Origin of the sequence: Cognatishimia coralii, from assembly GCF_037478305.1 — a bacterium.
Classification (GTDB): domain Bacteria; phylum Pseudomonadota; class Alphaproteobacteria; order Rhodobacterales; family Rhodobacteraceae; genus Cognatishimia; species Cognatishimia coralii.
Map to the genome: position 1 here is coordinate 480042 of NZ_JBBGAZ010000001.1, position 22970 is coordinate 503011.

34 protein-coding genes are annotated in these 22970 nt (G+C 55.3%); 11 read left to right on the forward strand and 23 right to left on the reverse strand.

The features are described from left to right. The first annotated feature begins 42 nt into the window (after window positions 1-42). From obgE to WG622_RS02480, 3 genes are all read left to right on the forward strand, one after another. Window positions 43-1080 (forward strand): GTPase ObgE, encoded by a 1038-nt coding sequence (gene obgE / locus WG622_RS02470; RefSeq protein ID WP_339402133.1) that lies wholly within the window; start codon window positions 43-45, stop codon window positions 1078-1080. Then, window positions 1068-2174, forward strand: coding sequence for a glutamate 5-kinase (gene proB / locus WG622_RS02475; protein WP_339402134.1), 1107 nt, complete (start codon window positions 1068-1070; stop codon window positions 2172-2174). The genes obgE and proB overlap by 13 nt, the downstream gene beginning before the upstream one ends. A gap of 70 nt (window positions 2175-2244) precedes the next feature. After that, a complete protein-coding gene (locus WG622_RS02480; protein WP_339402135.1) occupies window positions 2245-3510 on the forward strand; it encodes a glutamate-5-semialdehyde dehydrogenase in 1266 nt (421 codons plus the stop codon). A 5-nt stretch (window positions 3511-3515) separates the two neighbouring features. Here the strand turns inward: WG622_RS02480 and WG622_RS02485 are convergent, their stop codons facing one another. Beyond that, entirely contained in the window at window positions 3516-4103 is a 588-nt protein-coding gene (locus WG622_RS02485) for a histidine phosphotransferase family protein (protein WP_339402136.1), read from the reverse strand. A 27-nt stretch (window positions 4104-4130) separates the two neighbouring features. On the opposite strand from WG622_RS02485, the gene WG622_RS02490 reads away from it, so the two are divergent. The 5 genes from WG622_RS02490 (at window position 4131) to tsf (ending at window position 7972) form a co-directional block, all read left to right on the forward strand. Beyond that, window positions 4131-4313, forward strand: coding sequence for a DUF3553 domain-containing protein (locus tag WG622_RS02490; protein ID WP_209356341.1), 183 nt, complete (start codon window positions 4131-4133; stop codon window positions 4311-4313). 133 nt (window positions 4314-4446) lie between these two features. Next, the gene (gene olsB, locus WG622_RS02495) at window positions 4447-5226 is read left to right on the forward strand and encodes an L-ornithine N(alpha)-acyltransferase (protein ID WP_339402137.1); all 780 of its coding nucleotides are present in this window, start codon (window positions 4447-4449) and stop codon (window positions 5224-5226) included. Further along, on the forward strand, window positions 5223-6071 hold the full coding sequence (olsA, locus tag WG622_RS02500) for a lyso-ornithine lipid O-acyltransferase (RefSeq protein ID WP_438838828.1): 849 nt from the start codon (window positions 5223-5225) through the stop codon (window positions 6069-6071). Before olsB ends, olsA begins: the two co-directional genes overlap by 4 nt. Before the next feature lie 176 nt (window positions 6072-6247). After that, on the forward strand, window positions 6248-7030 hold the full coding sequence (gene rpsB / locus WG622_RS02505) for a 30S ribosomal protein S2 (RefSeq protein ID WP_339402138.1): 783 nt from the start codon (window positions 6248-6250) through the stop codon (window positions 7028-7030). 66 nt (window positions 7031-7096) lie between these two features. After that, window positions 7097-7972, forward strand: coding sequence for a translation elongation factor Ts (gene tsf / locus WG622_RS02510; RefSeq protein ID WP_339402139.1), 876 nt, complete (start codon window positions 7097-7099; stop codon window positions 7970-7972). A gap of 337 nt (window positions 7973-8309) precedes the next feature. Here tsf and WG622_RS02515 read toward each other — a convergent pair whose 3' ends face one another. After that, complete coding sequence (locus WG622_RS02515; RefSeq protein WP_339402140.1) at window positions 8310-9071, reverse strand: LuxR family transcriptional regulator; 762 nt, start codon at window positions 9069-9071, stop codon at window positions 8310-8312. A 4-nt stretch (window positions 9072-9075) separates the two neighbouring features. Beyond that, the gene (gene aroQ, locus WG622_RS02520) at window positions 9076-9513 is read right to left on the reverse strand and encodes a type II 3-dehydroquinate dehydratase (protein ID WP_339402141.1); all 438 of its coding nucleotides are present in this window, start codon (window positions 9511-9513) and stop codon (window positions 9076-9078) included. Window positions 9514-9874: 361 nt separating this feature from the next. Between aroQ and WG622_RS19210 the strand changes: the two genes are divergently transcribed. Then, window positions 9875-10201 carry a LuxR C-terminal-related transcriptional regulator gene (locus WG622_RS19210; RefSeq protein ID WP_369077066.1) on the forward strand — a complete coding sequence of 109 codons (327 nt, stop codon included), beginning with the start codon at window positions 9875-9877 and terminating at the stop codon, window positions 10199-10201. On the opposite strand, the gene WG622_RS02530 is transcribed toward WG622_RS19210, so the two are convergent. The 20 genes from WG622_RS02530 to panD form a co-directional block, all read right to left on the reverse strand. After that, complete coding sequence (locus WG622_RS02530; RefSeq protein ID WP_339402143.1) at window positions 10188-10376, reverse strand: Pam3-gp28 family putative phage holin; 189 nt, start codon at window positions 10374-10376, stop codon at window positions 10188-10190. The genes WG622_RS19210 and WG622_RS02530 overlap by 14 nt on opposite strands. Beyond that, the gene (locus tag WG622_RS02535; protein WP_339402144.1) at window positions 10373-10510 is read right to left on the reverse strand and encodes a hypothetical protein; all 138 of its coding nucleotides are present in this window, start codon (window positions 10508-10510) and stop codon (window positions 10373-10375) included. Before WG622_RS02535 ends, WG622_RS02530 begins: the two co-directional genes overlap by 4 nt. Beyond that, complete coding sequence (locus WG622_RS02540) at window positions 10507-10686, reverse strand: hypothetical protein (protein WP_339402145.1); 180 nt, start codon at window positions 10684-10686, stop codon at window positions 10507-10509. The genes WG622_RS02535 and WG622_RS02540 overlap by 4 nt, the downstream gene beginning before the upstream one ends. Further along, window positions 10686-11519 (reverse strand): transglycosylase SLT domain-containing protein, encoded by an 834-nt coding sequence (locus WG622_RS02545; RefSeq protein ID WP_339402146.1) that lies wholly within the window; start codon window positions 11517-11519, stop codon window positions 10686-10688. The genes WG622_RS02540 and WG622_RS02545 overlap by 1 nt, the downstream gene beginning before the upstream one ends. Continuing rightward, window positions 11512-13590 carry a hypothetical protein gene (locus tag WG622_RS02550; RefSeq protein WP_339402147.1) on the reverse strand — a complete coding sequence of 693 codons (2079 nt, stop codon included), beginning with the start codon at window positions 13588-13590 and terminating at the stop codon, window positions 11512-11514. The genes WG622_RS02545 and WG622_RS02550 overlap by 8 nt, the downstream gene beginning before the upstream one ends. Continuing rightward, a complete protein-coding gene (locus tag WG622_RS02555) occupies window positions 13587-14168 on the reverse strand; it encodes a hypothetical protein (RefSeq protein ID WP_339402148.1) in 582 nt (193 codons plus the stop codon). The genes WG622_RS02550 and WG622_RS02555 overlap by 4 nt, the downstream gene beginning before the upstream one ends. Beyond that, window positions 14165-14518 carry a hypothetical protein gene (locus WG622_RS02560; protein ID WP_339402149.1) on the reverse strand — a complete coding sequence of 118 codons (354 nt, stop codon included), beginning with the start codon at window positions 14516-14518 and terminating at the stop codon, window positions 14165-14167. Before WG622_RS02560 ends, WG622_RS02555 begins: the two co-directional genes overlap by 4 nt. Then, window positions 14515-14925, reverse strand: a complete 411-nt coding sequence (locus tag WG622_RS02565; protein ID WP_339402150.1) for a hypothetical protein — start codon at window positions 14923-14925, stop codon at window positions 14515-14517. Before WG622_RS02565 ends, WG622_RS02560 begins: the two co-directional genes overlap by 4 nt. A 159-nt stretch (window positions 14926-15084) precedes the next feature. After that, window positions 15085-15465 (reverse strand): hypothetical protein, encoded by a 381-nt coding sequence (locus tag WG622_RS02570; protein ID WP_339402151.1) that lies wholly within the window; start codon window positions 15463-15465, stop codon window positions 15085-15087. Between the two features lie 57 nt (window positions 15466-15522). Continuing rightward, the gene (locus tag WG622_RS02575; RefSeq protein ID WP_339402152.1) at window positions 15523-16329 is read right to left on the reverse strand and encodes a major capsid protein P2; all 807 of its coding nucleotides are present in this window, start codon (window positions 16327-16329) and stop codon (window positions 15523-15525) included. 15 nt (window positions 16330-16344) lie between these two features. Continuing rightward, entirely contained in the window at window positions 16345-16473 is a 129-nt protein-coding gene (locus tag WG622_RS02580) for a hypothetical protein (protein ID WP_339402153.1), read from the reverse strand. Between the two features lie 240 nt (window positions 16474-16713). Further along, on the reverse strand, window positions 16714-17352 hold the full coding sequence (locus WG622_RS02585; protein WP_339402154.1) for a hypothetical protein: 639 nt from the start codon (window positions 17350-17352) through the stop codon (window positions 16714-16716). Further along, window positions 17349-17930: a hypothetical protein gene (locus tag WG622_RS02590; protein WP_339402155.1), complete on the reverse strand. Its 582-nt coding sequence runs from the start codon at window positions 17928-17930 to the stop codon at window positions 17349-17351. Before WG622_RS02590 ends, WG622_RS02585 begins: the two co-directional genes overlap by 4 nt. Then, entirely contained in the window at window positions 17839-18168 is a 330-nt protein-coding gene (locus tag WG622_RS02595; RefSeq protein WP_339402156.1) for a recombinase zinc ribbon domain-containing protein, read from the reverse strand. The genes WG622_RS02590 and WG622_RS02595 overlap by 92 nt, the downstream gene beginning before the upstream one ends. After that, complete coding sequence (locus WG622_RS02600) at window positions 18161-18355, reverse strand: hypothetical protein (RefSeq protein WP_339402157.1); 195 nt, start codon at window positions 18353-18355, stop codon at window positions 18161-18163. The genes WG622_RS02595 and WG622_RS02600 overlap by 8 nt, the downstream gene beginning before the upstream one ends. Continuing rightward, window positions 18307-19497 (reverse strand): hypothetical protein, encoded by a 1191-nt coding sequence (locus tag WG622_RS02605; RefSeq protein ID WP_339402158.1) that lies wholly within the window; start codon window positions 19495-19497, stop codon window positions 18307-18309. Before WG622_RS02605 ends, WG622_RS02600 begins: the two co-directional genes overlap by 49 nt. Before the next feature lie 79 nt (window positions 19498-19576). Continuing rightward, window positions 19577-19969 carry a hypothetical protein gene (locus tag WG622_RS02610; protein ID WP_339402159.1) on the reverse strand — a complete coding sequence of 131 codons (393 nt, stop codon included), beginning with the start codon at window positions 19967-19969 and terminating at the stop codon, window positions 19577-19579. After that, a complete protein-coding gene (locus WG622_RS02615; RefSeq protein ID WP_339402160.1) occupies window positions 19969-20352 on the reverse strand; it encodes a hypothetical protein in 384 nt (127 codons plus the stop codon). The genes WG622_RS02610 and WG622_RS02615 overlap by 1 nt, the downstream gene beginning before the upstream one ends. Then, window positions 20349-20717, reverse strand: a complete 369-nt coding sequence (locus tag WG622_RS02620) for a hypothetical protein (protein WP_339402161.1) — start codon at window positions 20715-20717, stop codon at window positions 20349-20351. Before WG622_RS02620 ends, WG622_RS02615 begins: the two co-directional genes overlap by 4 nt. Before the next feature lie 490 nt (window positions 20718-21207). Next, entirely contained in the window at window positions 21208-21651 is a 444-nt protein-coding gene (gene panD, locus WG622_RS02625; RefSeq protein ID WP_339402162.1) for an aspartate 1-decarboxylase, read from the reverse strand. A gap of 328 nt (window positions 21652-21979) precedes the next feature. Between panD and WG622_RS02630 the strand changes: the two genes are divergently transcribed. After that, complete coding sequence (locus tag WG622_RS02630) at window positions 21980-22399, forward strand: DUF2852 domain-containing protein (protein ID WP_209356349.1); 420 nt, start codon at window positions 21980-21982, stop codon at window positions 22397-22399. Window positions 22400-22477: 78 nt separating this feature from the next. Then, the gene (locus WG622_RS02635) at window positions 22478-22927 is read left to right on the forward strand and encodes an RDD family protein (protein ID WP_339402163.1); all 450 of its coding nucleotides are present in this window, start codon (window positions 22478-22480) and stop codon (window positions 22925-22927) included. Window positions 22928-22970 lie beyond the last annotated feature (43 nt).

Here is a 22970-nt window from a genome sequence, read left to right on the forward strand (position 1 = left end):
TATGAGGCAGGGGACTTCGCAAAACCCCAAAGGACGCCTCTTATGAAATTCCTCGATCTGACCAAGGTCTATATCCGCTCGGGCGGGGGTGGCAGCGGTTGCGTGTCCTTTCGGCGCGAGAAATTCATCGAATACGGTGGCCCTGATGGCGGCGACGGTGGAAATGGCGGTTCGGTTTGGGCCGAAGCGGTCGAGAGCCTGAACACGCTGATCGATTTCCGCTATCAGCAGCACTTTTTTGCGAAAACCGGTCAGTCCGGCATGGGCAACCAGCGCACGGGTGCCTCGGGCGATGACATCATCTTGCGCGTGCCCGTGGGCACCGAAATCCTTGATGAGGATCAAGAGACCCTGATCGCGGACCTCACAGAGGTTGGTGAACGCGTATTGCTCGCCAAAGGCGGCAATGGCGGCTGGGGCAACCTGCGATTTAAGACCTCAACCAACCAAGCGCCAAGCCGTGCGAACCCCGGCCAAGAAGGCATCGAACGCACGATCTGGCTGCGTTTGAAACTCATTGCGGATGCGGGTCTGTTGGGTCTGCCGAATGCGGGCAAGTCGACGTTCTTGGCGGCAACCTCGAATGCGCGGCCTAAGATTGCGGATTATCCGTTTACCACGCTGTATCCGAACCTCGGCGTTGTCGGCGTGGATAACGTAGAATTCGTCGTCGCAGATATTCCGGGCCTGATCGAAGGAGCCTCCGAGGGCAGGGGCCTTGGTGACCTCTTCCTTGGGCACGTAGAACGCTGCGCCGTGCTGTTGCATCTGGTCGATGGGACCTCTGGCGACCCAGTTGGCGACTACAAAACCATCATTGGAGAACTCGAAGCATACGGCGGCGTATTGGCTGAAAAGCCGCGCATCACCGTGTTGAACAAGATCGACACAATGGATGCTGAGGAACGCGAGTTCCTGAAAGAGGAACTCGAGGCGGCCGTCGGCGGCCCTGTCATGCTGATGTCTGGCGCAAGCCAGGAAGGCGTGACCGATGTGCTGCGCGCCTTACGCAGCCAAATCGACGACACGCGCCTACGCGAAAAGAAACGGGATGAGGAACCCGCACCTTGGCAGCCTTAAGCGACGCAAAACGACTGGTGATCAAGATCGGGTCTGCACTTCTCGTGGACCGGACCACTGGCGCTTTGCGTGAGGACTGGCTGAAGAGCCTCGCTGAGGATGTGGCCTGGCTCAAGGGCATGGGCAAAGACATCGTGATCGTCTCGTCAGGTTCGATCGCCTTGGGTCGCGGCGTGCTGTCCCTTGGCAACAAAGACTTGCCACTCGATCAATCCCAAGCGGCTGCCGCGGTCGGGCAGATCCGCCTCGCCGGTGCCTATGAAGACGCGCTGAAACCCCACGGCATCACCACCGCGCAGGTTCTCGTCACCCTTGAAGACAGCGCCAACCGTCGTCGCTACCTCAATTCGCGCGCGACATTGGCGCAGCTTTTGACCCTTGGCGTGCTGCCTATCGTCAATGAAAACGATACCGTAGCGACGGACGAAATACGTTACGGCGACAACGACCGCTTGGCCGCGCAAATCGCGCTGACCACCGGCGCAGACCAACTAATCCTGCTCTCGGATGTGGACGGGTTCTACTCTGGCAACCCGCAAAAAGACCCATCCGCCAAGCGTTTCGACACAGTCACGGATATCACCCCCGAGATCGAAGCCATGGCGGGCGAGGGCACCTCTGGCCTGTCCAAAGGCGGCATGATCACCAAACTCTGGGCGGCCAAAACCGCAACCAGTGGCGGCTGCGCTATGGCAATTACCGAAGGCTCCACGCTGAACCCGCTGAAGGCGCTCGAAAACGGTGCCAACACCACATGGTTCACAGCCAAAGGCACGCCTCAACTGGCGCGCAAAAGCTGGATCTCCTCGATGAAACCCCAGGGCCAGATCACCGTCGACCAGGGCGCCGAAACCGCTCTGCAAAAAGGCAAAAGCCTTTTGCCCGCTGGTATCTCCGGTGTCACAGGCGATTTTGAACGCGGCGACCCGGTCGAAATCCTTGCTCAGGACGGGCGCAAACTCGGCCAGGGGCTCACAGCCTACACAAGCCTTGAGGCACAAGCCATCAAAGGCAAACACAGCTCGGACTTCGAAGCCATCCTTGGCTACCCGGCCCGCTCTGTTATCATCCACCGCGACGACATGGCGCTTTAGGTTTCATCTTGCCGCAAATACTCCCGCCGGAGGCTCCCTTCGGCACCACACAGACCAAAGGACAGATCTGATGAAGGACATCGCAGATATTCCCGCCCTCATGGCAGAGATTGGCCAGCGCGCCAAAGCCGCCAGTGCAGAGCTGGCCTTTGCCCCGGCCGAGGCGAAAGCCAAAGCGCTCAATTCCGCTGCCGATGCCGTTTGGGAGGCGCGTGCCGAGATTATCGAGGCCAATGCTCTGGATATGGACTATGGCCGCAACAAGGGCCTCAGCGATGCCATGATGGATCGCCTGATGCTAGATGAAGCGCGCATTCAAAGCATTTGCGACGGGCTACGCGCTGTCGCCGCGCAGGACGATCCTGTGGGCGAGGTTCTGGCCGATTGGGACCGCCCTAGCGGGCTGAATATCCGACGCGTGCGCACGCCTTTGGGCGTCGTGGGTGTGATCTATGAAAGCCGTCCGAATGTGACCGCGGATGCAGGCGCGCTATGTCTGAAATCAGGCAATGCGGTTATATTGCGTGGCGGTTCTGAGGGCTTTAACAGCTCGCGCGCGATCCAGTCTTGCTTGGTCAAAGGCCTCAAGGATGCGGGTCTGCCAGAGGATTCCATACAGCTGATCCCAACCCGAGATCGCGCGGCCGTTCAGGAATTGCTAACCATGGTCGACACGGTCGACGTCATCGTGCCTCGCGGCGGCAAAGGCCTTGTCGGCCTTGTTCAACGCGAAGCCCGCGTGCCTGTTTTTGCCCATCTGGAAGGCATCGTGCACATCTATCTGGATAAAGACGCCGACCCTGTGAAGGCGCTAGAGGTGGTGATGAACGCCAAGACCCGTCGCACCGGGATCTGTGGTGCCGCAGAGTGTCTGCTGATCCACAAAGACATCGCCGGCACCATCGGCACTGGCGTTCTAAAGGCGCTGATCGATGCAGGCGTGCGTGTTCATGCCGACGAGGCTTTGCAATCCATTGCAGGCACGATGCCAGCAACGGCAGAGGACTGGGGTCGCGAGTATCTGGACATGGATATCGCAGCAAAAGTTGTCGACGACGTTGATGGTGCGATTGCGCATATCAACACGTTTAGCTCCAGCCACACCGATTGCGTGATCACCGAAGATCAAGCCGTCGCAGACCGCTTTTTCACCCGTCTAGATTCCGCAATTCTGATGCACAATGCCTCAACGCAATTCGCCGATGGCGCGGAATTTGGCATGGGCGCGGAAATCGGCATCGCGACAGGAAAAATGCACGCACGCGGCCCGGTGGGCGCGGCCCAGTTGACCAGCTTTAAATATCTGGTCACCGGAGACGGCACCACCCGCGCCTAAGCGGATCAATCAAAATAGAGCGACAGTCTTGTGTTTGAAATCAGGACTGTCGGCAAAAATTGCAGCTCTTTCAGTGTTTGCGGCAAGAGTGCGAAGGGCACGGTTGTCGGCGAGACATGCGTTGGGGCTTCGTTTTCTGCCAATGGCTCCCATAGCAATGGATCCGCATCAATCGCATCGGCATTGGCGATGATCTGCCAGCCATTGTCATGGGAAATGACGATGTCGCCACCACGAGGCAAGGCCTGTTCAACGCATAGAATAGCCAGAAAAGCCGCCCGCAGTTCGCGCCTTGGCATAGGTTGATCCACGCGCCACTGAATGATCACTCGTTCATTGCTACAATCGTCAAAAATACTCTTAACTTCGGTCGTTGAGATCGTCTGTTCTGCGTCGCTCACCCCAAATGCGATCCGAAAGAAACGCACCCGTGCGCTGGTATGGAAGATGCCCTCGGAAATCAGCTCCATCTCCGCTTCGGCCCCGCCCGTCATTTCAAACAGTTCAACACCGTTTGCGATGGCACCGACCGGATTTATCAAGTCATGGCAGATCCGAGAGGCTACCAAGTCCGCGTAGTTTGAATTAGACATTTGAAAAACCTTAAACGAGTTAAAAACATGGAAAATCACAACGAGTTTCTGGAGCCCGGCATGTTGGTGAAACACCCGGGTCAACCCGCTTGGGGCGTCGGTCAGGTGCAGTCCAATATGGGTGGGAAAATCACAGTGAACTTCAGGGAAGCGGGGAAAGTTGTCATAGATGCTGCTCGCGTTGCGCTTGTGATTACAGATGACACCTAGAAGGTTAATCAACACTTAACGTAGGGCGAACTCTCGTTAACCGATACTTGGGGCTACCCCGTATTCCGCGTTGCCAACTCAGAAGCCGGCGCGTATCACTCCGAAAACGCAATGAATGGATGTCTGACCTAAAATGAGCGCCTCGCACCCTGATTTTCTGCTGCGTTTGGCCGAAACAGACGAAGACATCCGCGCGGCTCAGCATTTGCGCTATCAGGCGTTTGTGCAGGAAATGGGCGGCGATGGGCCGATGGTCGATCACGATGATCAGCTTGAGCGGGACAAGTTCGACCCTTTCTTTGACCACCTTATGCTTTTGGACAAAGCGCGCGGTGAAACTGTTTCTGAGCAGATCGTGGGCGTTTACCGTTTGCTGCGCGATGATCAGATGCCTCAGGTCGGGCAGTTCTATACCGAAGACGAATATGATCTCTCGGTACTCAAGGAAAGCGGGCGTAAGCTGTTGGAATTAGGTCGTTCCTGCCTTGCTGCAGACTATCGCGGCGGCACGGCGATGTATGTTCTTTGGAACGGGCTGGCGGATTATGTGCGCGCCCATGACATCGACATCCTGTTCGGGACGGCCAGTTTTCATGGCACGGATTTGGACAGCCTCGCGCCGTCTCTGTCGCTCTTGCATCACCGCCATCTGGCCCCCGAAGAGCTGCGCGTGCGTGCGCTGCCGCAACATTTCACAGACATGAACCGCATTGCCTATGACGATCTGGATCGTCGCGCTGCGATGTTGGCGGTGCCTGCGCTGATCAAAGGCTATTTGCGTCTTGGCGGGTTCGTGGGCGAGGGGGCCTATGTTGATAAGGTCTTCAATACGACTGATGTCTGCCTCGTGATGGACACAGAACGGCTGAGCGCCACGCAGAAAAAGATCTACGGCAGCGGAGGCAAATCTTGACCCCGACCTGGACCGGCGATGAGAACTATATCGCGCAGCGCGCGCCCAAAGGGTGGGACTGGCTCCGCGTGATCCGTCGTGGTGTTCCGGGTGTTTTGGTCATCGCGATCTGTCTGGTGATTTTGCTGCTGGTGCGCCTAATCGAGCGCCCCTTGTTTGGCCAACGCCGCCCCATCACGCCCTATATCACCTGTTTCGTTTGCCGCTCGGTGATCTGGCTGATCGGCTTTCCCTACGAGATCAAAGGCCGTCCTATGCGCCACCCTGGTGCGGTTGTGGCCAATCACGCGAGCTGGCTGGACATCTTCACGCTTAACGCGCCGCAGCGGATTTATTTCGTGTCAAAATCCGAAGTCGCGGGCTGGCCCGGTATTGGAACGCTCGCCAAGGCAACGGGCACCGTGTTCATCGCTCGGGAACGGCGAGAGGCGAAGCTGCAACAGGATCTGTTTGAACAGAGGCTCGGGGCAGGGCACAAGTTGCTCTTCTTTCCAGAGGGAACGTCGACAGATGCCAATCGCGTTTTGCCTTTTAAAACCACCTTGTTTCAGGCGTTTTTCAGCGAGGCCTTGCGCGATCAATCCTATGTGCAGCCGATCACTGTGAACTACCACGCCCCTGAAGGAGAAGATCCGCGCTATTACGGCTGGTGGGGCGATATGGACCTGATCCCAAATGTGCTCCACATTCTGTCGACCCCGAAACAAGGACGGATCGAACTGGTGTTTCACGACCCAAAACCCGTGAACAGCTTTGAAAATCGCAAGGTTTTAGCGCTGGATCTCGAAGAAACCACCCGCGCGGCGCATTTCAGCGAAATATCAACGTCAAAACCCGCAAAATAAGGCGTATTTGACGCTTTACCCCCTTGCGTGCCCCCGAAATCCACAGTATCAGCCGCCCATTCAATCTCGCAGGTGAGGTTTGGGTGCTTTGAGGGAGAAATCCTCAAACGTCCGCCGGTTGTCCCAAATGGGATCTCCCTCCTCACCAAGGCGTAAACCGGAAAAGGAAAATAAGCATGGCTCTTCCTGAGTTCACCATGCGCCAGCTGCTGGAAGCAGGCGTACACTTTGGTCACCAAACACAACGCTGGAATCCCCGTATGGGCGAGTTCATTTATGGCTCGCGCAATGGCATCCACATCATGGACCTCACCCAGACCGTTCCAATGCTGGACGCGGCTCTGAACGCTGTTCGTGAAACCGTTGCTAAAGGCGGCCGCGTTCTCTTCGTTGGCACCAAGCGTCAGGCGTCCGGCCCGATCGCAGATGCTGCTGAGAAATCCGCACAATACTACATGAATCACCGCTGGCTCGGTGGCACGCTGACCAACTGGAAAACCGTTTCCCAGTCCATCAAGCGTCTGAACGAGATCGACGAGAAACTGGCATCCGGCGCAGAAGGCCTCACCAAGAAAGAGCGTCTGGGCATGGAACGTGACCAGGGCAAGCTGCAAGCGTCCCTCGGCGGTATCCGCGAAATGGGCGGCACACCTGACCTGCTCTTCGTCATCGACGTGAAAAAAGAAGCACTGGCGATTGCCGAAGCCAACAAACTGGGTATCCCAGTTGTGGCTGTTGTCGACACCAACTGTTCCCCAGATGGCGTTGACTACATCATCCCAGGCAACGACGACGCATCCCGTGCGATCGCTCTGTACTGTGATCTGGCGTCCCGCGCAGCTCTGGACGGCATGACCGCCATGATGGGCGCAGCCGGCGTCGATCTGGGCGAGTTCGAAGAAGCGCCAGCAGAAGAAGCTGTTGCTGAAGCGTCCGAAGAAGCTGCCGCAGACGCGTAATAAATCTTTCATGGGGGCAGGGTAGATCCGCCCCCATTACCCACCTTAATTCTAGGAGAGACCAAGATGGCGATTACAGCCGCAATGGTGAAAGAACTGCGCGAGATGACCGGCGCAGGCATGATGGACGCGAAAAAAGCGCTGACCGAAACCGATGGTGATCAAGAAGCCGCAATCGACTGGCTGCGCACCAAAGGCCTCGCGAAAGCCGCTAAGAAATCCGGCCGTACCGCAGCAGAGGGCCTTGTTGCCGTGACTGTTGAGGGTGGCAAGGGTGTTGCTGTTGAAGTGAACTCTGAAACCGACTTCGTTGGTAAAAACGCTGACTTCCAAGCGATGGTTGCGAAGATCGCAGGCGCAGCCATCAACGTTGCCGACGTTGACGCGCTGAAAGCAGCGGATCTGGGCGGTAAGACCGTTGAAGAAACCGTCACCGACGCGGTTGCGACCATCGGTGAAAACATGTCCGTGCGCCGCATGGCGTCCGTTGAAGGCGACGTTGTGACTTCTTACGTCCACAACCCAGCAACCGACGGCATGGGCAAAATCGGTGTTCTGGTTGCGCTGAAAGGCGGCGACGAAGCATTCGGCAAGCAGGTTGCAATGCACATCGCAGCAGCAGCGCCTCAGTCCCTGTCTGAAGCAGACCTGGACCCAGCGGTTGTTGAAAAAGAGCGCAACGTTCAAATCGAGATCGCACGTGAATCTGGCAAGCCAGAGCAAGTGATCGAGAAAATGATCGTCGGCCGCATGAAGAAATTCCTGTCTGAAGTCACTCTTCTGGGCCAGGATTTCGTCATCAACCCAGACCTGACCGTCGAAGCAGCTGCGAAAGAAGCAGGCGCTGAAATCGTTGGTTACGTCCGCATGGAAGTTGGCGAAGGCATCGAGAAAAAAGAAGAAGACTTTGCCGCAGAAGTTGCAAAAGCAGCGCAAGGCTAAGTTTTTTACATAATATTTAAACGCCGCGCGGGTTAAAAAACTCGGGCGGTGTTTTTGTATGCACCTGTAGATTTCTATCTAACCGTGACCCGAATGATTCTGCAGGCGTAGATAAATTTTCGCTTTGTTTTAAAGACTTTAGGCGCAGAGCCCAGAAATTGCTGGGATTGCGCCTAAAAGTTCCTAGGCTAAAGCCACACTCACGGAACACCTCTAAAATATTAACCTAGCGGAAAGAGGCGTAGTCCGGAAATCCGTACTTTATAACAAAGCGCCTATTGCCTTGTTTTTACAACATTAATTCACGCATAGGTTGTGGTTTCTCGAAGGTAATCCTTTATAGTTCATACCGGAAAATCTGGTTCTGGAATGTGGCCTTGGAAACAGCTTGCGCCGTAGTCTGCACGCCCAGAGACTCACGGGCAAGGCGTAAATGTTTCTCAACCGTTGCAGATGTTCTGTCGATCAATAAAGCGATGTCCTGAGTGGTTTTCCCATCGCTGACCCACTCCAAAACTTCACGCTGACGACTGGTTAAGGCGCGGTTTGGATAGCTGTATGGAAGCTGCAAAACCTTAAGGTGAAAGATGTTATTGAGGAGGGTGATCTCTTGGCCGTGCGCGGCCCAGATTGCATCAACATCAGCCTGGCTGGCTCCGGGTTTTCCAACCAAACCGATACCGGCCTTAGAGCGCGGCGACAACGATTTGAAGCTTACGGAATAGCCGGCAGTGATCCCCCAAACGCGATTGAACTCGACAACGTCAAGCTCTTCACGGCTATAGTCGCCACGACGGTAGGCGTCTTCCATGATGGACCAGCTGACGCTGCCGTCGTGCTCAAGCGACCATTTCACCATCGGCGCATGGGTAAACATGCGTTTGGCAAAAAACTCGTCCAGATATGCGCGATCATGATTGGACAGGATCACGAAATCTTCGGGATCGCCAAGGTTATCTCCAGCACGAAACATCGTGTACCCATAAAGTGCGCGATCAAACCCAAAGGTTTGCATTTTCCCGAGATGCTTGGCCCAAAGCTCTTCAAGAGATGTCGTATTTACCAGATCTTCAATAAATGCGAGCTGGGTGAGGGGCATAAGTTCAAAGTCCTAAGTGATTAAAAAGCGCGTCCAACCCCAAGACATATCCATGGGCACCAAACCCACAGATCATTCCGACCGCAACTTTTGAAATATAAGAATGATGCCGGAACTCTTCACGTGCGTGAATGTTCGAGAGATGTAATTCGCAGACTGGTAATTCTACAGAAGCAATCGCGTCATGAATTGCGATTGATGTGTGCGTGTAGGCGCCAGCGTTTATCAAAATCCCGTTGTGCACGGTTTTCGCCGCGTGGATCGCATCTACAAGCGCACCTTCGTGGTTGGATTGTAAAAAAGAAACCTCAAAGCCACGCGCTTTGGCGTGGTCCTGACACATGGCTTCAATGTCAGACAGAGTGGTTCGGCCATAAACTTCTGGTTGGCGGGTGCCGAGCAGGTTCAGGTTCGGGCCGTTAAGGACAAGAATTGATGTCATAATTTCTCCATTCAACACGAGTCGTTTATCGCGAAGGTGTCCTGACGTCCAGATGGGGCGTTCCGGTTAAACCTGTTATAAGGTTACCAAGTCACAATTTTGATCTGTAGGATGGCGTATATTCATATATCCGTATTGTGTTTTTATTTACATAATCATCATTATCCGCTATCAACAACCACAGAATTTCCTCACTTTCGTCAGGATTGCAAGGACTTTTTTGGTTTCCACCTAGACAAAAAAGTTAACGAACGAGAAATTTCCCATGTCTACCCCCTTGCGTCACTTAAAGTCTGTTGAGCAATCCCTTGAAAAACAACTCAAATCCATCCGCCATGACATAGAGCGCCTAGAAAAGGATATGGGCCGAGAAAAGGCTGTGAAAGACCACTTTAAGCGCCTCAGATCAGCCGGAAGGAAGCTCGCTAAGGCCGCTCAGTACGACAAGGCCAGACTATCCGATTGCGTAAATGCGGTAACCCTACCCCGAGACATCCCAACGGCGACGATCATTCACCACGCTAAAGAGGCCTGCGACACCCAAGCGGCCCACAATCGGGCTCTCAGAAATCGCGAAGTTATCCGGCTTGCAAAGCGCGGTCATTCCAACACAGAAATCGCCGATCAGCTTAAGATTTCGACCCGGACGATAAGCCGCGTGATCACAGCCGCCTTTAGGACGCCTTGAGGTACTTTTCACCGACCGACAGCCCGAATGAACCAAGCGTCATAGCACAGCCGATTGCGGTTTCCACCGTTGCCGCATCGGCAAGCCCATTGCCGACGACAAACGCGCCGCCGGCGCCCAGAATATGACGGAACGCAGAACCGAGGATTTTTGAGATCAGAATTGATTTAATCATAGCTTACTCTCCAGCTTATCAATCCGCCCATCATGGGCAGAAATTTCCGCGCCAAAGCGCCCCATACGGTAGAAAATCCCGGTCAGAACCCCGAGTTCAATCACCTGAATGACGGCCTCTGGCGTTATCGTCATTTCAGCGCCCCCGACGATTTCAGGGCGCGATAGCTCACGTAGAGCCCGCCTGCGACGATCCCGTATTTCGTGAGCCTGGACATGCTTTCAGCCGCCTCGCCCGTCTCTTTCGCGGCCCAGCCGAAGCCGTAGAGGCCAGCGACAAACAAGCCGCCCCAGATCAAAGGCGCAGGCATCAGACGTACCCCGCATTGAACTTGTCCAGCCACTTATCGGCAAACTGGCCGCTGGTCATATTTGCGTTGCCGCCGTTGAGACGCACCGCGTCAGCGCCGACGACCTCAGAGGCGCGACGGTTCGGATCGGCCAGCAGCCGAGCGGCTCCACCTGCTCCTTGCTGGTGCGCAAGGTAAAGCTCAGCCGCGGTTGGCTCTCGGCCCAATTTGCGGCGCAGATAGTTCGCATTGTCGCGCGCCAGACGAGACGCGGCATCCGTCGATTCCACAGGGTCATAGCGATCCACAAGGCCATATTCGCGCGCAGTCGAGTTGATGAACTGGAACAGGCCACCAGCGCTTGAACGTGGGTTCTTGGCGTTGGGGTTCATAGCGCTTTCGATCTGCGCCGTGCGCTCGAGGTAGCCGCCCGGAAGCCCGTAGCGGCGTTCATGCGCGCCAAAGTCAACGCCACCCGGTCCCATGCCTGAGAACTCAGCCCCAGCGCTGCCACCAGCCTGCGCACCGTTACGGGACGCCCCTGCCCCTGACGTGGCCTTGTTTCGGCCAAAGAGGCCATCAAGGAAGCCGCCTAGGCCATTTCCGGTTGTGGTGTTGTTTGTGTTGCCTCGGTTCATGATTTCCCCCAATCCCCATTGAATGACAGGTGCCCACGGATTTTGTTGCGGTTGCTGTTCTGCAAGGCGGCGCTGCTCAGCCTGCCATTGCGCCTCGTAATAGAGCGCCTCGCGTTCCATATCGAAGCCAGCCTTCTGGCGCTCATTTTCGCGCCAGAGGTAGTACAGGCCACCAACCGCGCCAACAAAAGCGATAGCCCCCAGCGCTTTACTCATCGCCCACCACCAGCCAATTGCTATTGGCAATATCCAGCATGATCTTGAAATGACCTGGCTTGGTGAATGTGCTGAACACTGCTGTAGCATCGGCTGCGCCACCGTTCACAGAATGACCCGCGGGCGGGTCAAAAGTGATCTCGGTAGGCGCTGACCCTACCCCGGTTCCAATCACCGTCAAAAGGCCGCTATCAACGCCCGTGACCTCATTGATGTGATCCAAAAGCGCGAGATTGACCGTTACCGTATCGATTTTGATCACATCATGCTTGTTGGCGCGGTCGATGGTAAAATCATGGGTTGACCCCACCGCGTTATTCGATTGCTTTGCGTTTTCCAGCACGATCCCCGCGGCTGATACGCGGCCCTTCTGGATAGGCGGATAAAGCTTGGTGTCATTACCTGCTGCATCGGAGGGATTAACCGTGGTTTTGATCTTTCCGATGTCCAAAGCAAAGGTGTTGCCGATTTCGAAATCGCAATCAATGGAACTGGTCACGATGTGGTGGTCAGCCCCCTCGATATAGTGACTGTCAACCCGCGTTCCGAAACAGGAATTTCCCGTATTACCCCCGATATGGGCCGCAATACCAACGGCATCAGTAAGCAACATGCCGACCTTTGGCCCATAGAGCATGCCGAAGGACACCCCGATCCCGCAGCTTGCGGCCTCAATAATCCCAATTTCGGCCACGTTGCTGTCACCGCCAAAGAAACCAACGCCACCACCAAAAATCCAACGGAATGCGGTCCCATCGGGAACAGAGGCTGGGACGCGGGGATAGACCCAGAAGTTAAACCCCGCCCGATCCTCAAAGATCACATGGTAGAGCCGCCCAGCAATCTCAACAAATTTCGGATTGCTGTCATTGGCCGCGAAACCTGCGACAAACGGATCGGTAGCACCCTCAATGCCATAATTCGCCAAAGCAGCCGGTGAGTTCTCGCCAACATTGGCAACAGAAATCCGCGTGGCCTGAGAGGTGGAACCCGCCGTTCCGTAGTCGATTTTAGAGCCAATTGTGCCCGTGTGTGAGCGCCCAGCCAGACTATAGCCAGAGCCACAGGACCAGCCCATAAGCTTGTCCGCTTTGATTAGATTTGAGTTTTTCACCCCGGGCTCAGTTGTGCACCAAACACCCCAGATTTGAGCATAGCGACCGCGCCAAGTTCCAAGCTTAGCGCGAGAAATATTGCCTAATTCGATTGCAACGGGCGTCTGCCGGATCGCGTAATCCGCACCGCCCAGGCAATCAACATTCAGATCCCCCCAGATGCTATCCGCGCGGAGACGATCAACGCGGAACACAGACCCCGGAAGGTTCACCATGGCCCGCAGAAACAGACGGCCACGGCAATACATGGTTTTGACCTCAGATGTCGCCCCAAGCGTCACCGGATTTGCAATCGAGAATGCCCCGGTCCAATTTACATCGGTCAGCGCATTGGCGTTGATGTAGTCAAAGAAGGCTTGCACTTTGGCCGATTGATCCGTGCCGCCATAAGTCCCCTCTGGTTCCTCAACACAGCCGAAGTGAAACGGCGTCACAGTTCCAGAAGGCACAAAGCCCTGCCCGCCCGCATTGCTGGCCGCAGCGCCCGCAGAAACCGCCTCAAAATCACCTACACCCGCAACGGTCAAAATCCGGCCATTGGCAAATGGACGACCATCAGCCGTAAAATCGGCGAAACTGTTGAATTTCACACGAGAGGATACCGCTTGGCCGCTGATCCCTGTTAATGCCACAACGCCTTTACCATCAGCCGTCGCGTGAGTGCCGTCAGCAACAATACTGAAGGTTTCCGACTCCCCATTGTAGCCAGACGCAACCACAACAACGTCACCTGTCACATTGGCCGCCGACGCAACCATTTCAGCGACATCACTGAACCAACGCGCAACACTTCCAAGTTTGGTTTTCTCACCAGCAGTAAAAACCGACGACTGACCAAGTTTTGTTTTCTCGGCGTCTGTGAATTCGTTCGTATCAGGCTGGCTTTCATAGGCCACCTTGATAGCCGCGCCCGTCATTGGGGCAGATCCTGCCGGGTTTGTCAGAAAGCCACTCATGCGGATTTCTCCAATTCAATAACGGCAATGTCGATTGCAACCCCCGAAGGATTGTAGACATGCACCGCCGCCTGAGTAGACAGGATAAGCCCCTCGCCGCCGTCCAAGTTCATGCCACGGGCCGTTGCCGACGCCGCGCCCTGCACCCAAACCCGTTCAGTTGACGACAGATTGCGCACAAGAACCTCGGAGCGGGCCGTATTCGCCCCGATCAACTGAGCCGTGGCCCCTGCCCCCACATTGACCGGAACGACATCGGTCAGCGTATCAGGTGGCGTTAGAGCCACATCAAGACTGTTTTCCAGCACAAGACTGTTGTCGGAAATCCCGCCTTCACCAAAAGCCAACTCCACCGAAATCGCAGCCGCAGAGGGGTTAATGATCCGAACTTTGCTAAACATGCGCTCAGGCTCAAAGGTCAGCCCCTTGCGGAAGTCCGTTTCTGGTCCATCATCAAAGGAAATTTTAAACCGCGCAGTCGCGTCCAGGCATTTGATGAACTGGCCTCGGCGGTAGATTTCCAGCACATCACCGGAATCAATCGCCCACGTGTCAGCGGCATATTTAGGTGCGTTCATTTCAACAGCTTTCCGGCGACAAAAGCCAGCGCAGCCGCCGGGATCGCCATTTTGATGAAGGTTTCAGACAATTGCGCCGCCTCAGTTTTGGCAGAGCGTTGGGTTTCAAAAAGCGCCTCTGACAAAGTGTCAGCAACAACCTCAGAATGCGCCAAACCGATATTCATGGAGCCATGTGCCAGATCAGCCATTTCCATCAATGCCGCCTCGCCCATCTCAAAGGCCTCGTCCGGCACAATGTGCACACTTACGTCGCCGCCAGCGCTGACAGCCGTAGAGCCACCATCGGCAGCAACGCGATGATCGGCGTTCGTGGTGCTTGTTGCGCTTGAACTGCTGGAACTACTCACAGGGTCAACTCCATAACGTAGCGCGATGTCGCGCCGAAATTCTCAAGTTTGCGGCGTAGCCCGTCGCGGCTGGTCCAGCATCGAATTGCCCTTGCGCCGCTCGTGGTCGCGATGCTCTGGAACGCCGCCAGCATCGCCTTTGTGAGGTCAACGCCGCTGACAGACCGAGCCGCAGCGGCGTTGATGATCAGCGAATGCGCATCACCTTCATGCTCAACCGACCAGATCAGACAGCCGAGACGATCCCCCAAATAGGTTACGTCCCATAGCTGCCATTCCCCTGATCGCACCTGACGCTCAAAAACAGCCAAGTCATGCGGTGACGCATCGCCAATCAGTTTTAAGTCTCTGGCAGCGGCGGACGACCAACACGCCGCCAGAAACTTTACTTGCGGCTCACAAGCCATGCGACTGCCACAAGTGCTACAAGCGGTAGGGCTTGCTGAATAAGACCGCCCCTCGGCTTGAAATTAAATTCCCCCGTCCCTGTGGCGCCGCCACCAGATCCAGCCTCAGAAAGGGCCGGACCCGTTGACAGGCCGAGGGAGGGCATACCGTCCATAGGCCTACGCCTTGGTTGCGAAGTAGAGACCCGCAGCGACAAGGCCGACGATAATCAGCGTGTTGTCACTCAGGCCAGCATCGCGACGGCCAAAGGCCGCAGGATGAACGTTGCTCATGGTTTGCTCAGGCTGAACGCCCATGCTGTTGAGAGCCTGATTTGCGAAGCCCGAAAGCATGTTCACAAAACCAGCCGTCCCATCCACCTGAACCGTGTTCGTCTCGCCCGCCGCTTTAGCAACGCGGTATTGATGATCCAGAAACGTTGTCGCCATGTCGGTGTTCAAGCTTGGATCCCATTCACCAGCCAGACGGTTCGTCTTATTGCCAGCGTTCCGCCATGTCGGGCTTTGAAGCTCATATGGAATGCCATCCCAAATGCTCATGATTTTCCCCTTGATTATGGAGTGGCGCGGGCCGAGCCGCGCCGCCCCTTCTGCGGTTTAAGCTGGTTCAATCGCCTCGGCGTAGACCGCGCTATTGCCCGTGGCAGTGAAGTCCAGGCCGAGCCGGAAATCTTGCACCATCATCGGTAGCGCTTCGCCAATGCGGTCCATTGCAAAGTCAATGTGAGTGAAGCCAGTTTGCGGCACGCGCTCATACACCTCATGATGTGCCGCGCGGATCGCAGGGCTCATTTTGAGGAATTCGCGCGTGTTCACGATGACTTCCACATCGTCGATATCGCCAGAGGCCACATGCAGAGCGAACAGGCTGTAGGCAGCTTTGCGGATATCAGAGATTTCCAGCTTGCCGACAACGCCATGGTTGACCACATATTTGCGAACCGCCAAGTGCGGACCCCAAGGCGTGCCCGGCGATTGCTGCGCAGACAGTTCCAGCGTGTTCACGGTGACGCCTGCCTTCACATCAATTTCGATGGTGAAGTTAGACAGACCTGCAGCAGTGCCGTAGGACGTTTGGTCCTGACCTTGCGGCGTGGTCATCCAAGGACGTGCCAAGAAGATCGGCAAGACGCCAGCCTTCAGAGTTTGGCCGTAGAACTTGTTCATGGAAGCAATGTCAGCCGCGTCCATCGTGAACTTGGCATCACCATCTACCATAAGGCGGATTTCGCCCAGATAGGTGCCCCAATCGCCATGCGCAACGGCAGTCGCCACAGACGCCACATCTACGTTCAGGTAGATGTAAATGCGCTCATAGGTCAGACCCAGCGGACAGTTCACGGTTGCGGTTTGACCCGCGCCGATACCTTGAGGCGTCGGAAGCTTTCGCACAATTCGTGCCATGCTCAGACCCCCCTCTTAGCGACCGAAGCCGTCACGCGCATCCGCGATCACGCCAACGTCGCGAAATTGAGACATCACGTAACCAGCGGCAATAACGCCTGCGGTCACGGTCAGCAGCATTTTCAGCTGTGCTTTGTTAGGCATGGTTTCCCCTTTCGATTAAGCCAAAAAACCCGATTTGTTCGAGTTCGCGCGGGGGCCAGACAGTCGCGCCGTAATGTACCAGACAATCAGTCCAGAAATCACAGCAGTGGCGATTGTCTTTGTCATGTTTCCACCCATTCAAAAGGCCCCTGCGCTCATCACACAGGGGCCAATTAATGGGGCGAGTTCACACTTGGCAAATCTACCTAGGGTTATCCTACCCTACGTAGGAAAATTGCCCTATTTGAAAGAAAGTTTACCTTTCGTGTGTTTCCCCTGTTTTTCGTGGATGTAATCAAGGTTTTGCAGCAGCGCGATGTGGCTTTCAGGCAAGCCGACCTCATGAGACGCCGCCTTAAGATCGCGCGGCCCCTTTTGGCGCAGCACAACGGTTTCGTCAGTGTTCCCTCTGAATCTGGTGGACACCTCGGCAATCCTTTGGCTCAGGCCGTAGATTTCAATCCCATAGTGACGGCCACGGCTGCACGCATTGGCAAAGCCCGGACATTTCACGTCACCACCATGGACCGGAAACGACAGATTCATTTCCTCAACCACCAGCGTGACAGGCATACCACCGCCCTGATCCTTGAATGGTTGCTGCGCCGCAAACAGAAGGCGACAGAGCGCAGATAGCTCACGCGGCTCATTGCCCGCGCGCGGCACATAACGCACCGTGAACCCCTGCCAGTTATCCCGCATGGCAATGCGCACCTGTTCGGGTGACGTGGCCCTTACCTTACATAGGGGGCCGTATTCGTCCAAAGGATCAAACACCACGAGGCGCTTTTGCCCCTTGATCCGCTTCTTTACGTATGAGGATTTCCCTGACCCGGACGCACCCCAGACACCTATGCGGCCAACGTTTGACTTACTCATGCCGCCACCTGTTCATTGTCCAAGAACGCCGATGGATCACCAGACGGCCTTTGCTCAGGCGGAGCCTCGGCGGCTGGCGCGACAGGACGCGGCGGCGGGGCGCGGCGCGCCATCATAATTTGACGCACGACCATCACCTTGCCTGCGATGAACGGCCCCGCCACGAACAAATGCGCCAAGGTTTCACTCTGGGGCATCAGCGCAGCCGGGTAGTAGATTTCCAGCAAGGCATAGACGCTATCAGACGCAGCGCGCGCACCAGCTTCCTCATCAGGCGCAATGCCGAGCGGCTTAAAGTCGCGCATCATCTGACCCGGCAAATCAAAGGCCGTCTTAAACACCAGCCAAAAAGCATCACGTGTGATCTGTTCAGGCTCGGGGTTTAATCTAGGATCGTCCAGGTCATCCAGATTAATCGGCGCATCCGGGTCCACATAGTCCGAATCCAAATCCGGCATCTGGATTGCGTCAAGGTGCGAGCCATCATCAGGCGAAGGCGCTGAATGGGTCGTCTCGATCCGGGTGCTTTGAAACTCCGGTGTCTGTTCCGATTGGTTCGGCGGCGTCGGCAGGCTCATGGCTCTTTACCTCATCAATGTTTTCTTGGGATTTGCGGGACGCGATGAAATTACGCTGCATCTTTTGAGACGAGGCCTTGCCCCATCGCTGACTATGATTGCAGCGCTCTAGATTTTCATCGACGTGCGGGCAGTTGTAATAGGCGTTGCCGTTCTTATTCAGCTTCACCTTTACAGGCTTCCCGCAGTCGCCGCATTTTGTCTCGGCCACAATCGTGCCGGGGGACAAGTTAGGCATCGCCACCCCCTAACCCATCCAAGCGCACCGCGATCTCTTCCATAAGATCCACAGCCTGCAAAACCGCAAACGTGATCGCCGCAGGCTTTGCCATCATCGGCGCATCAGCCGCCTCTTTGACCAATGTCCTCACTTGCTTCACGCGCTCAGCCAATCCGGGCGAGGCCTGTTTCGTTTCTTCTGCCATGCTTCCACCTCTAGCAGTCGATACCGATCCTGCGCCCGCTTTACGGCTTTCTCGCAGTCCTCGGCATCGGTTTCGATTGATCGCAGGACATCACCCACGACCGCTTCAATTTGGCGCTGTATCTCGGCCAAATTTCGGGAACCGCTCTTTACGGCGGCATATGTGATTGCGACCCCGCGCAGCATTTGGGTCATGGTCAGGTCAAAGCGCTCACGCACGGTCTCTTTGACCGCATCGGGGCATAGGCCTGCGAAGTGATCCCAAAGGCCATGACGCACCACATCACAGGCGCGTTGCCATAACGTAGCGTCAGGGCATCGGGTCACATTGCTATCAGTTAGGTCTACGTACCGTACCTTACGTAGGGTATCGGCCATCAGATCGCCGATAGCGTCCTCTATATCCTCTAAGGTATGGAGCTTCCAAGCCTCAGATAGAAACCGCTTCCCGGCACGCAGTTCAATGCGCCAAACCTTCGGGCGAGCTTCATGATCGGCGGGATCAATGCCCCAAACCTTCCACCAATAGTCCTTGCGGGTCACCTGAATTTCGCGGGACTTGTCATAGACGTTCACTTGCCGATTAGGCATTTTTCCCATGGTCACGCCCGTGCATGTGCGACCCGCCCAATGCGCCGAAACGCCCTCAAAATGGCTCTTAGTTCCGGCCTTGGTCGAGAACCGTTCAGGCTCCAAAATGAACTCATCCATATGGAAATCCATCGCGAAATCCACACGGGAAACACTCTCAAAGCGGCTTGATTTCGGGCAGCGCGTCGATTCAAAGCCAAACGCTTTCAGGCGCTCACTCAGGCGCTCTTTGATGGCTTCAAGACCGCCATATTGGACAAACGCGGCAGAGCGCACCGAGCAATGCAGCATCCAGCGGCCACCGGGCTCATTTGCCCCCATCATGGCCCAGATTTCACCGTCCTCGCCCGTGTCAAAGACAAACTTATAGCCACCGCGACGGCCAGTTTCGCGCACCATCACAGGCACGCCGCCAAGATCAGCAGAAACAGGTTCCCGGGCCTCTACAGCCGCACCTTTGGCTTGCTCTAGAGTGTCAATCAAACCCTCGGGAACCGACCCATGGAAAGACAGGTCCAAACCGTCAAAATTCGCGTATACGTTTTTCATCATTCTGCCCATTCTCATCATTTTTGTAATTCTATGGGGGCGTGTTACAGGGACGCCCCCATGAGGCGCGCTACGCGCGCGATCACTTCGACAGCTCGCGAAGCAACCACGTATCAAACAGAGCCCTTGACCGCCCGTTCAGCCGAAACCTAAAGAAGCGCAACCGCGCAATGACGTCCGTTAGTTCACCGCTAGGGTCCAAGTTTCTTTGCTTGTTTTCCTCGACCGACAAACGGTCCTCAAGTTCCCATTCCAGCTTACGGCGCCCATCAACCATGCCCAATTGGCACTTGCCCCAAATTGTCGGAATTCTATCATCCTCAAATTTATAGGTTGCGCCGATTATCGCGCCCGCAAATCGGCTCGCCTTCACCTTGGGGTAAAAGGTCAACTTGTCCTCTTCATGCCCTTCTATGAAGCAATGCTTCAATCCCGCCTTGACGATCCTTCGACCAACGTAAGTCATCTCTCCCATCACACGTACTCCGGGTAGCGATCACCGTAGGAAACACCCGCGCCGTCTTCCCAAAGCGTCCAATCGTCATGCGTGTCGACAGGCACGATCTCATGAGCCCGCGAAACAATCACATGGTGCTGGGTCAGCGCGACGTGGCGCGCGGCTTCCTTTTCGGTCGAAAACCGGGCGTCACAGTGCTTGCAGTAGATTTCGCAGCGGCCACGGCCCTCAACGGCATTCTGGCGCGGCGTGTATGTCCTGCCAAAGCGATCATAGGGACCATCGGGCAAGGATTTCTCAAGAACCAGCGGCGCAGGTTCCTCACGCATCGGCCAGCTGTTCCCGGAAGTGAAATCGGGGCCGCGCTTTTGCGCAGCCCCGCCGTGAGTGTTCCCCGTCATGCCGCTTCTCCAGCGACCTTTCGGGGGGCCGTGTAATTCAGTTCAAATTGACCGCTCAGCGGTTTCTCATCCTCGCCGAGCTTCTGGAACCCGCGAACATACCATGCACGCTCAAGCGGATAGCCGTCCAGCTTGATTTCGTAATAGGTGTTCCCGCGCACATCAGGCCCACGCAGCCACATACAGCCGATTTCGCGACCCTTAACCATGATCAGGTGCGTCGGAGCCAGATCACCCGTTTGACGCGGGTTTGGCTCAGCCTTAAAGCGCCCTACCCCTTTGATTTCGCAGTGCCCCGCGAACATGTCCAGAACCTCACCGGTTTTCTGGTCTACAACTTGCTCCATTGTTCCAATTTTCGGCATTCCATTTCCCTTTCAATACCAATCATTGCGCCTGCCCGGCGCGGGGGAAGTATTGATATTTTAGAGGGAAGGCAGGCCTTCCCTGAGAGAGGTTGAGGCGCGACCCGAAGGCCGCGCCTTCCCCCTAAACCCGTGGCGGGACTTCCACCCCCCGGTCACGGGAAAATCTAATGTTGATAGGGATTGAAAATCGCATAGCGACGTGCCATTTTGAGCGCGAATGGTTTTCCGGGGTGCAACCCGAACTTCCACCCATTCAGATCCGATGCAGACGGAACCTGAACAGTCTCACCGCTATCAACACATCGAGACCTAGTAAGGTCCGTCTGCGTCGGGTGCAGTCAGAACAAAACGCGCACTACGCGTCACCGATTTTTTGCGGATTCATCATTATGCGTAATGCGGGTGTTGAATTTGGCGATGCTTTAAGTTGCGCTTAAGTTATAAAATTCAGCGACTTACCGCACACAACCAACCTACCCGCCTCGTCCTATGACGCTTTCAAAGGTATCGGTTGTTTCTGTCCATCTTTGGTTATCGCGAAACTCAACGCGCCCGAGGCATCTCGCGTGGTTTCATAAATCAAAACCTCTGCCACTTCGTTGTTCTCGCAGAACGTCAGAACTTTCGGTGCGATCTCTGTGACCTGGTCTGCTGGAAGAAAATCACTGGAACAGATGATCAGCTCGTCTCCGACTTGGCACGTCCGTGCAGCAGCGCCATTTAGAATGCACTGACGCGCGCCGCGGTCACCATAGATCACATAGGTCGATATCCGCGCCCCGCTCTGCTTGTTCCAGATATCGACGAACTCCATTGGCAAAATGCCGGCGGATTCACAGTGATCCGGATCCAATGTAATGGATCCATGATAATTCAGATCGGATTCAGTGACGCGGATACCGTGCAGTTTTGCTGCGACGAATTTCTTCATTCTATCGGGTCCAGCTTTATGATTGAAACGCTGGCCTTGTCATAAGGTTCAGTGTTTCTCGCGTCCACAGTCCCGCACGCTTTAAAGAAGAACGCATGAAATCAGGCTAAAAATGCGAAACTTTTCCCCGCATCCGGGACTTTGGCATAAAGATATCCTCGCGAAAACCACATCAAATCAAGATTTTCGACAATCTATCACTCTGATAATAAACACATTTCATAAATAATGTAAATTCTTTTCACATAAACTCTTGTAAGCCACTAGCGAATACCCATCTCTTGTAATGTGAAAGACATTCACATCACCTTTTAACACGGAGACCGAAATGACACCTGTAGCCACCGCAACCACTCAGACTTCCCAGCTTGGTTGGTTTTCTCGCGCCGAGGCATGGCTCGACAACAAAGGCAAAGGCGCCTGGATTGCCGCGATGGTTCTGGGCTTCATCTTTGTCTGGCCAGTGGGCCTCGCCCTTCTTCTCTATATGATCTGGAGCAAACGCATGTTCAGCAAATCCCGTTCCATGACCTGCGGCCGCCGTCGCATGCATACAATGACCTCGACCGGCAACTCTGCCTTCGACTCTTACCGCGACGAAATGATCCGTCGTCTGGAAGACGAGCAGAAGAGCTTTGAAGAGTTCCTGCAGCGTCTGCGTGAAGCGAAAGACAAATCCGAGTTCGACCAGTTCATGGACGAGCGCGAGAAGAAAGCGCAAGACGAAGCCGTCAAAGAAGACGCGTAAGCTACCCAGTACCCTCCCTCACCTCGGCCCCTGTACCCCAGGGGCCGCATTTTAGTGATTAAGCAAGACACGAGAGACATGACCGCCCGTTCCTATATCCTTCCCGACCCCGAGACCCAGCCAGCGTTCTATGCTGACGTTCCGCCCAAGCGGTTCTTGGCCTGGGTCATTGATGGCGTTCTGATCGGTATTCTCTGCATCCTGATCCTGCCTTTCACGGCCTTCACCGGGATCTTCTTCTTTCCATTTCTGTTTCTGGTCGTCGGATTTATCTATCGTGTTCTGACACTTGCAGGCGGGTCGGCCACATGGGGCATGCGTTTGGTGGGAATCGAATTCCGCGCTCAGACCGGAGACCGCTTTGATCTGGGCGCTGCGATTTTACACACTTTGGGCTACAGTATTTCGATCGCGATGCCTTTGTTGCAGGTCATCTCAATCATACTGATGCTGACAAGTCGCAGAAAGCAGGGTTTGACCGATCATTTCATGGGATCCGTCGCAATTAATCGCTCTGCGCGCTTCTAAATCGCATTTGGCTTGTTGGGTTCGGGCACAGTTGCTAGTCTTT

Excerpts from the sequence above, each read along its gene's own strand:
- WG622_RS02615 (WP_339402160.1), bottom strand. The coding sequence starts at position 20,352 with ATGACGGGGAACACTCACGGCGGGGCTGCGCAAAAGCGCGGCCCCGAT.
- WG622_RS02555 (WP_339402148.1), bottom strand. The coding sequence starts at position 14,168 with ATGAACGCACCTAAATATGCCGCTGACACGTGGGCGATTGATTCCGGT.
- panD (WP_339402162.1), bottom strand. The coding sequence starts at position 21,651 with ATGAAGAAATTCGTCGCAGCAAAACTGCACGGTATCCGCGTCACTGAA.
- aroQ (WP_339402141.1), bottom strand. The coding sequence starts at position 9,513 with ATGACATCAATTCTTGTCCTTAACGGCCCGAACCTGAACCTGCTCGGC.
- WG622_RS02590 (WP_339402155.1), bottom strand. The coding sequence starts at position 17,930 with ATGAGCCTGCCGACGCCGCCGAACCAATCGGAACAGACACCGGAGTTT.
- WG622_RS02575 (WP_339402152.1), bottom strand. The coding sequence starts at position 16,329 with ATGGCACGAATTGTGCGAAAGCTTCCGACGCCTCAAGGTATCGGCGCG.
- WG622_RS02620 (WP_339402161.1), bottom strand. The coding sequence starts at position 20,717 with ATGCCGAAAATTGGAACAATGGAGCAAGTTGTAGACCAGAAAACCGGT.
- WG622_RS02580 (WP_339402153.1), bottom strand. The coding sequence starts at position 16,473 with ATGCCTAACAAAGCACAGCTGAAAATGCTGCTGACCGTGACCGCAGGC.
- WG622_RS19210 (WP_369077066.1), top strand. The coding sequence starts at position 9,875 with ATGGGCCGAGAAAAGGCTGTGAAAGACCACTTTAAGCGCCTCAGATCA.
- WG622_RS02480 (WP_339402135.1), top strand. The coding sequence starts at position 2,245 with ATGAAGGACATCGCAGATATTCCCGCCCTCATGGCAGAGATTGGCCAG.
- WG622_RS02635 (WP_339402163.1), top strand. The coding sequence starts at position 22,478 with ATGACCGCCCGTTCCTATATCCTTCCCGACCCCGAGACCCAGCCAGCG.
- WG622_RS02485 (WP_339402136.1), bottom strand. The coding sequence starts at position 4,103 with ATGTCTAATTCAAACTACGCGGACTTGGTAGCCTCTCGGATCTGCCAT.
- WG622_RS02550 (WP_339402147.1), bottom strand. The coding sequence starts at position 13,590 with ATGAGTGGCTTTCTGACAAACCCGGCAGGATCTGCCCCAATGACGGGC.
- olsB (WP_339402137.1), top strand. The coding sequence starts at position 4,447 with ATGAGCGCCTCGCACCCTGATTTTCTGCTGCGTTTGGCCGAAACAGAC.
- obgE (WP_339402133.1), top strand. The coding sequence starts at position 43 with ATGAAATTCCTCGATCTGACCAAGGTCTATATCCGCTCGGGCGGGGGT.
- WG622_RS02610 (WP_339402159.1), bottom strand. The coding sequence starts at position 19,969 with ATGGGAGAGATGACTTACGTTGGTCGAAGGATCGTCAAGGCGGGATTG.
- WG622_RS02570 (WP_339402151.1), bottom strand. The coding sequence starts at position 15,465 with ATGAGCATTTGGGATGGCATTCCATATGAGCTTCAAAGCCCGACATGG.
- WG622_RS02630 (WP_209356349.1), top strand. The coding sequence starts at position 21,980 with ATGACACCTGTAGCCACCGCAACCACTCAGACTTCCCAGCTTGGTTGG.
- tsf (WP_339402139.1), top strand. The coding sequence starts at position 7,097 with ATGGCGATTACAGCCGCAATGGTGAAAGAACTGCGCGAGATGACCGGC.
- WG622_RS02595 (WP_339402156.1), bottom strand. The coding sequence starts at position 18,168 with ATGCCTAACTTGTCCCCCGGCACGATTGTGGCCGAGACAAAATGCGGC.
- rpsB (WP_339402138.1), top strand. The coding sequence starts at position 6,248 with ATGGCTCTTCCTGAGTTCACCATGCGCCAGCTGCTGGAAGCAGGCGTA.
- WG622_RS02605 (WP_339402158.1), bottom strand. The coding sequence starts at position 19,497 with ATGATGAAAAACGTATACGCGAATTTTGACGGTTTGGACCTGTCTTTC.
- WG622_RS02565 (WP_339402150.1), bottom strand. The coding sequence starts at position 14,925 with ATGGCTTGTGAGCCGCAAGTAAAGTTTCTGGCGGCGTGTTGGTCGTCC.
- WG622_RS02515 (WP_339402140.1), bottom strand. The coding sequence starts at position 9,071 with ATGCCCCTCACCCAGCTCGCATTTATTGAAGATCTGGTAAATACGACA.
- WG622_RS02490 (WP_209356341.1), top strand. The coding sequence starts at position 4,131 with ATGGAAAATCACAACGAGTTTCTGGAGCCCGGCATGTTGGTGAAACAC.
- WG622_RS02545 (WP_339402146.1), bottom strand. The coding sequence starts at position 11,519 with ATGAGTAAAGCGCTGGGGGCTATCGCTTTTGTTGGCGCGGTTGGTGGC.
- WG622_RS02540 (WP_339402145.1), bottom strand. The coding sequence starts at position 10,686 with ATGCCTGCGCCTTTGATCTGGGGCGGCTTGTTTGTCGCTGGCCTCTAC.
- WG622_RS02600 (WP_339402157.1), bottom strand. The coding sequence starts at position 18,355 with ATGGCAGAAGAAACGAAACAGGCCTCGCCCGGATTGGCTGAGCGCGTG.
- WG622_RS02585 (WP_339402154.1), bottom strand. The coding sequence starts at position 17,352 with ATGAGTAAGTCAAACGTTGGCCGCATAGGTGTCTGGGGTGCGTCCGGG.
- WG622_RS02535 (WP_339402144.1), bottom strand. The coding sequence starts at position 10,510 with ATGACGATAACGCCAGAGGCCGTCATTCAGGTGATTGAACTCGGGGTT.
- WG622_RS02530 (WP_339402143.1), bottom strand. The coding sequence starts at position 10,376 with ATGATTAAATCAATTCTGATCTCAAAAATCCTCGGTTCTGCGTTCCGT.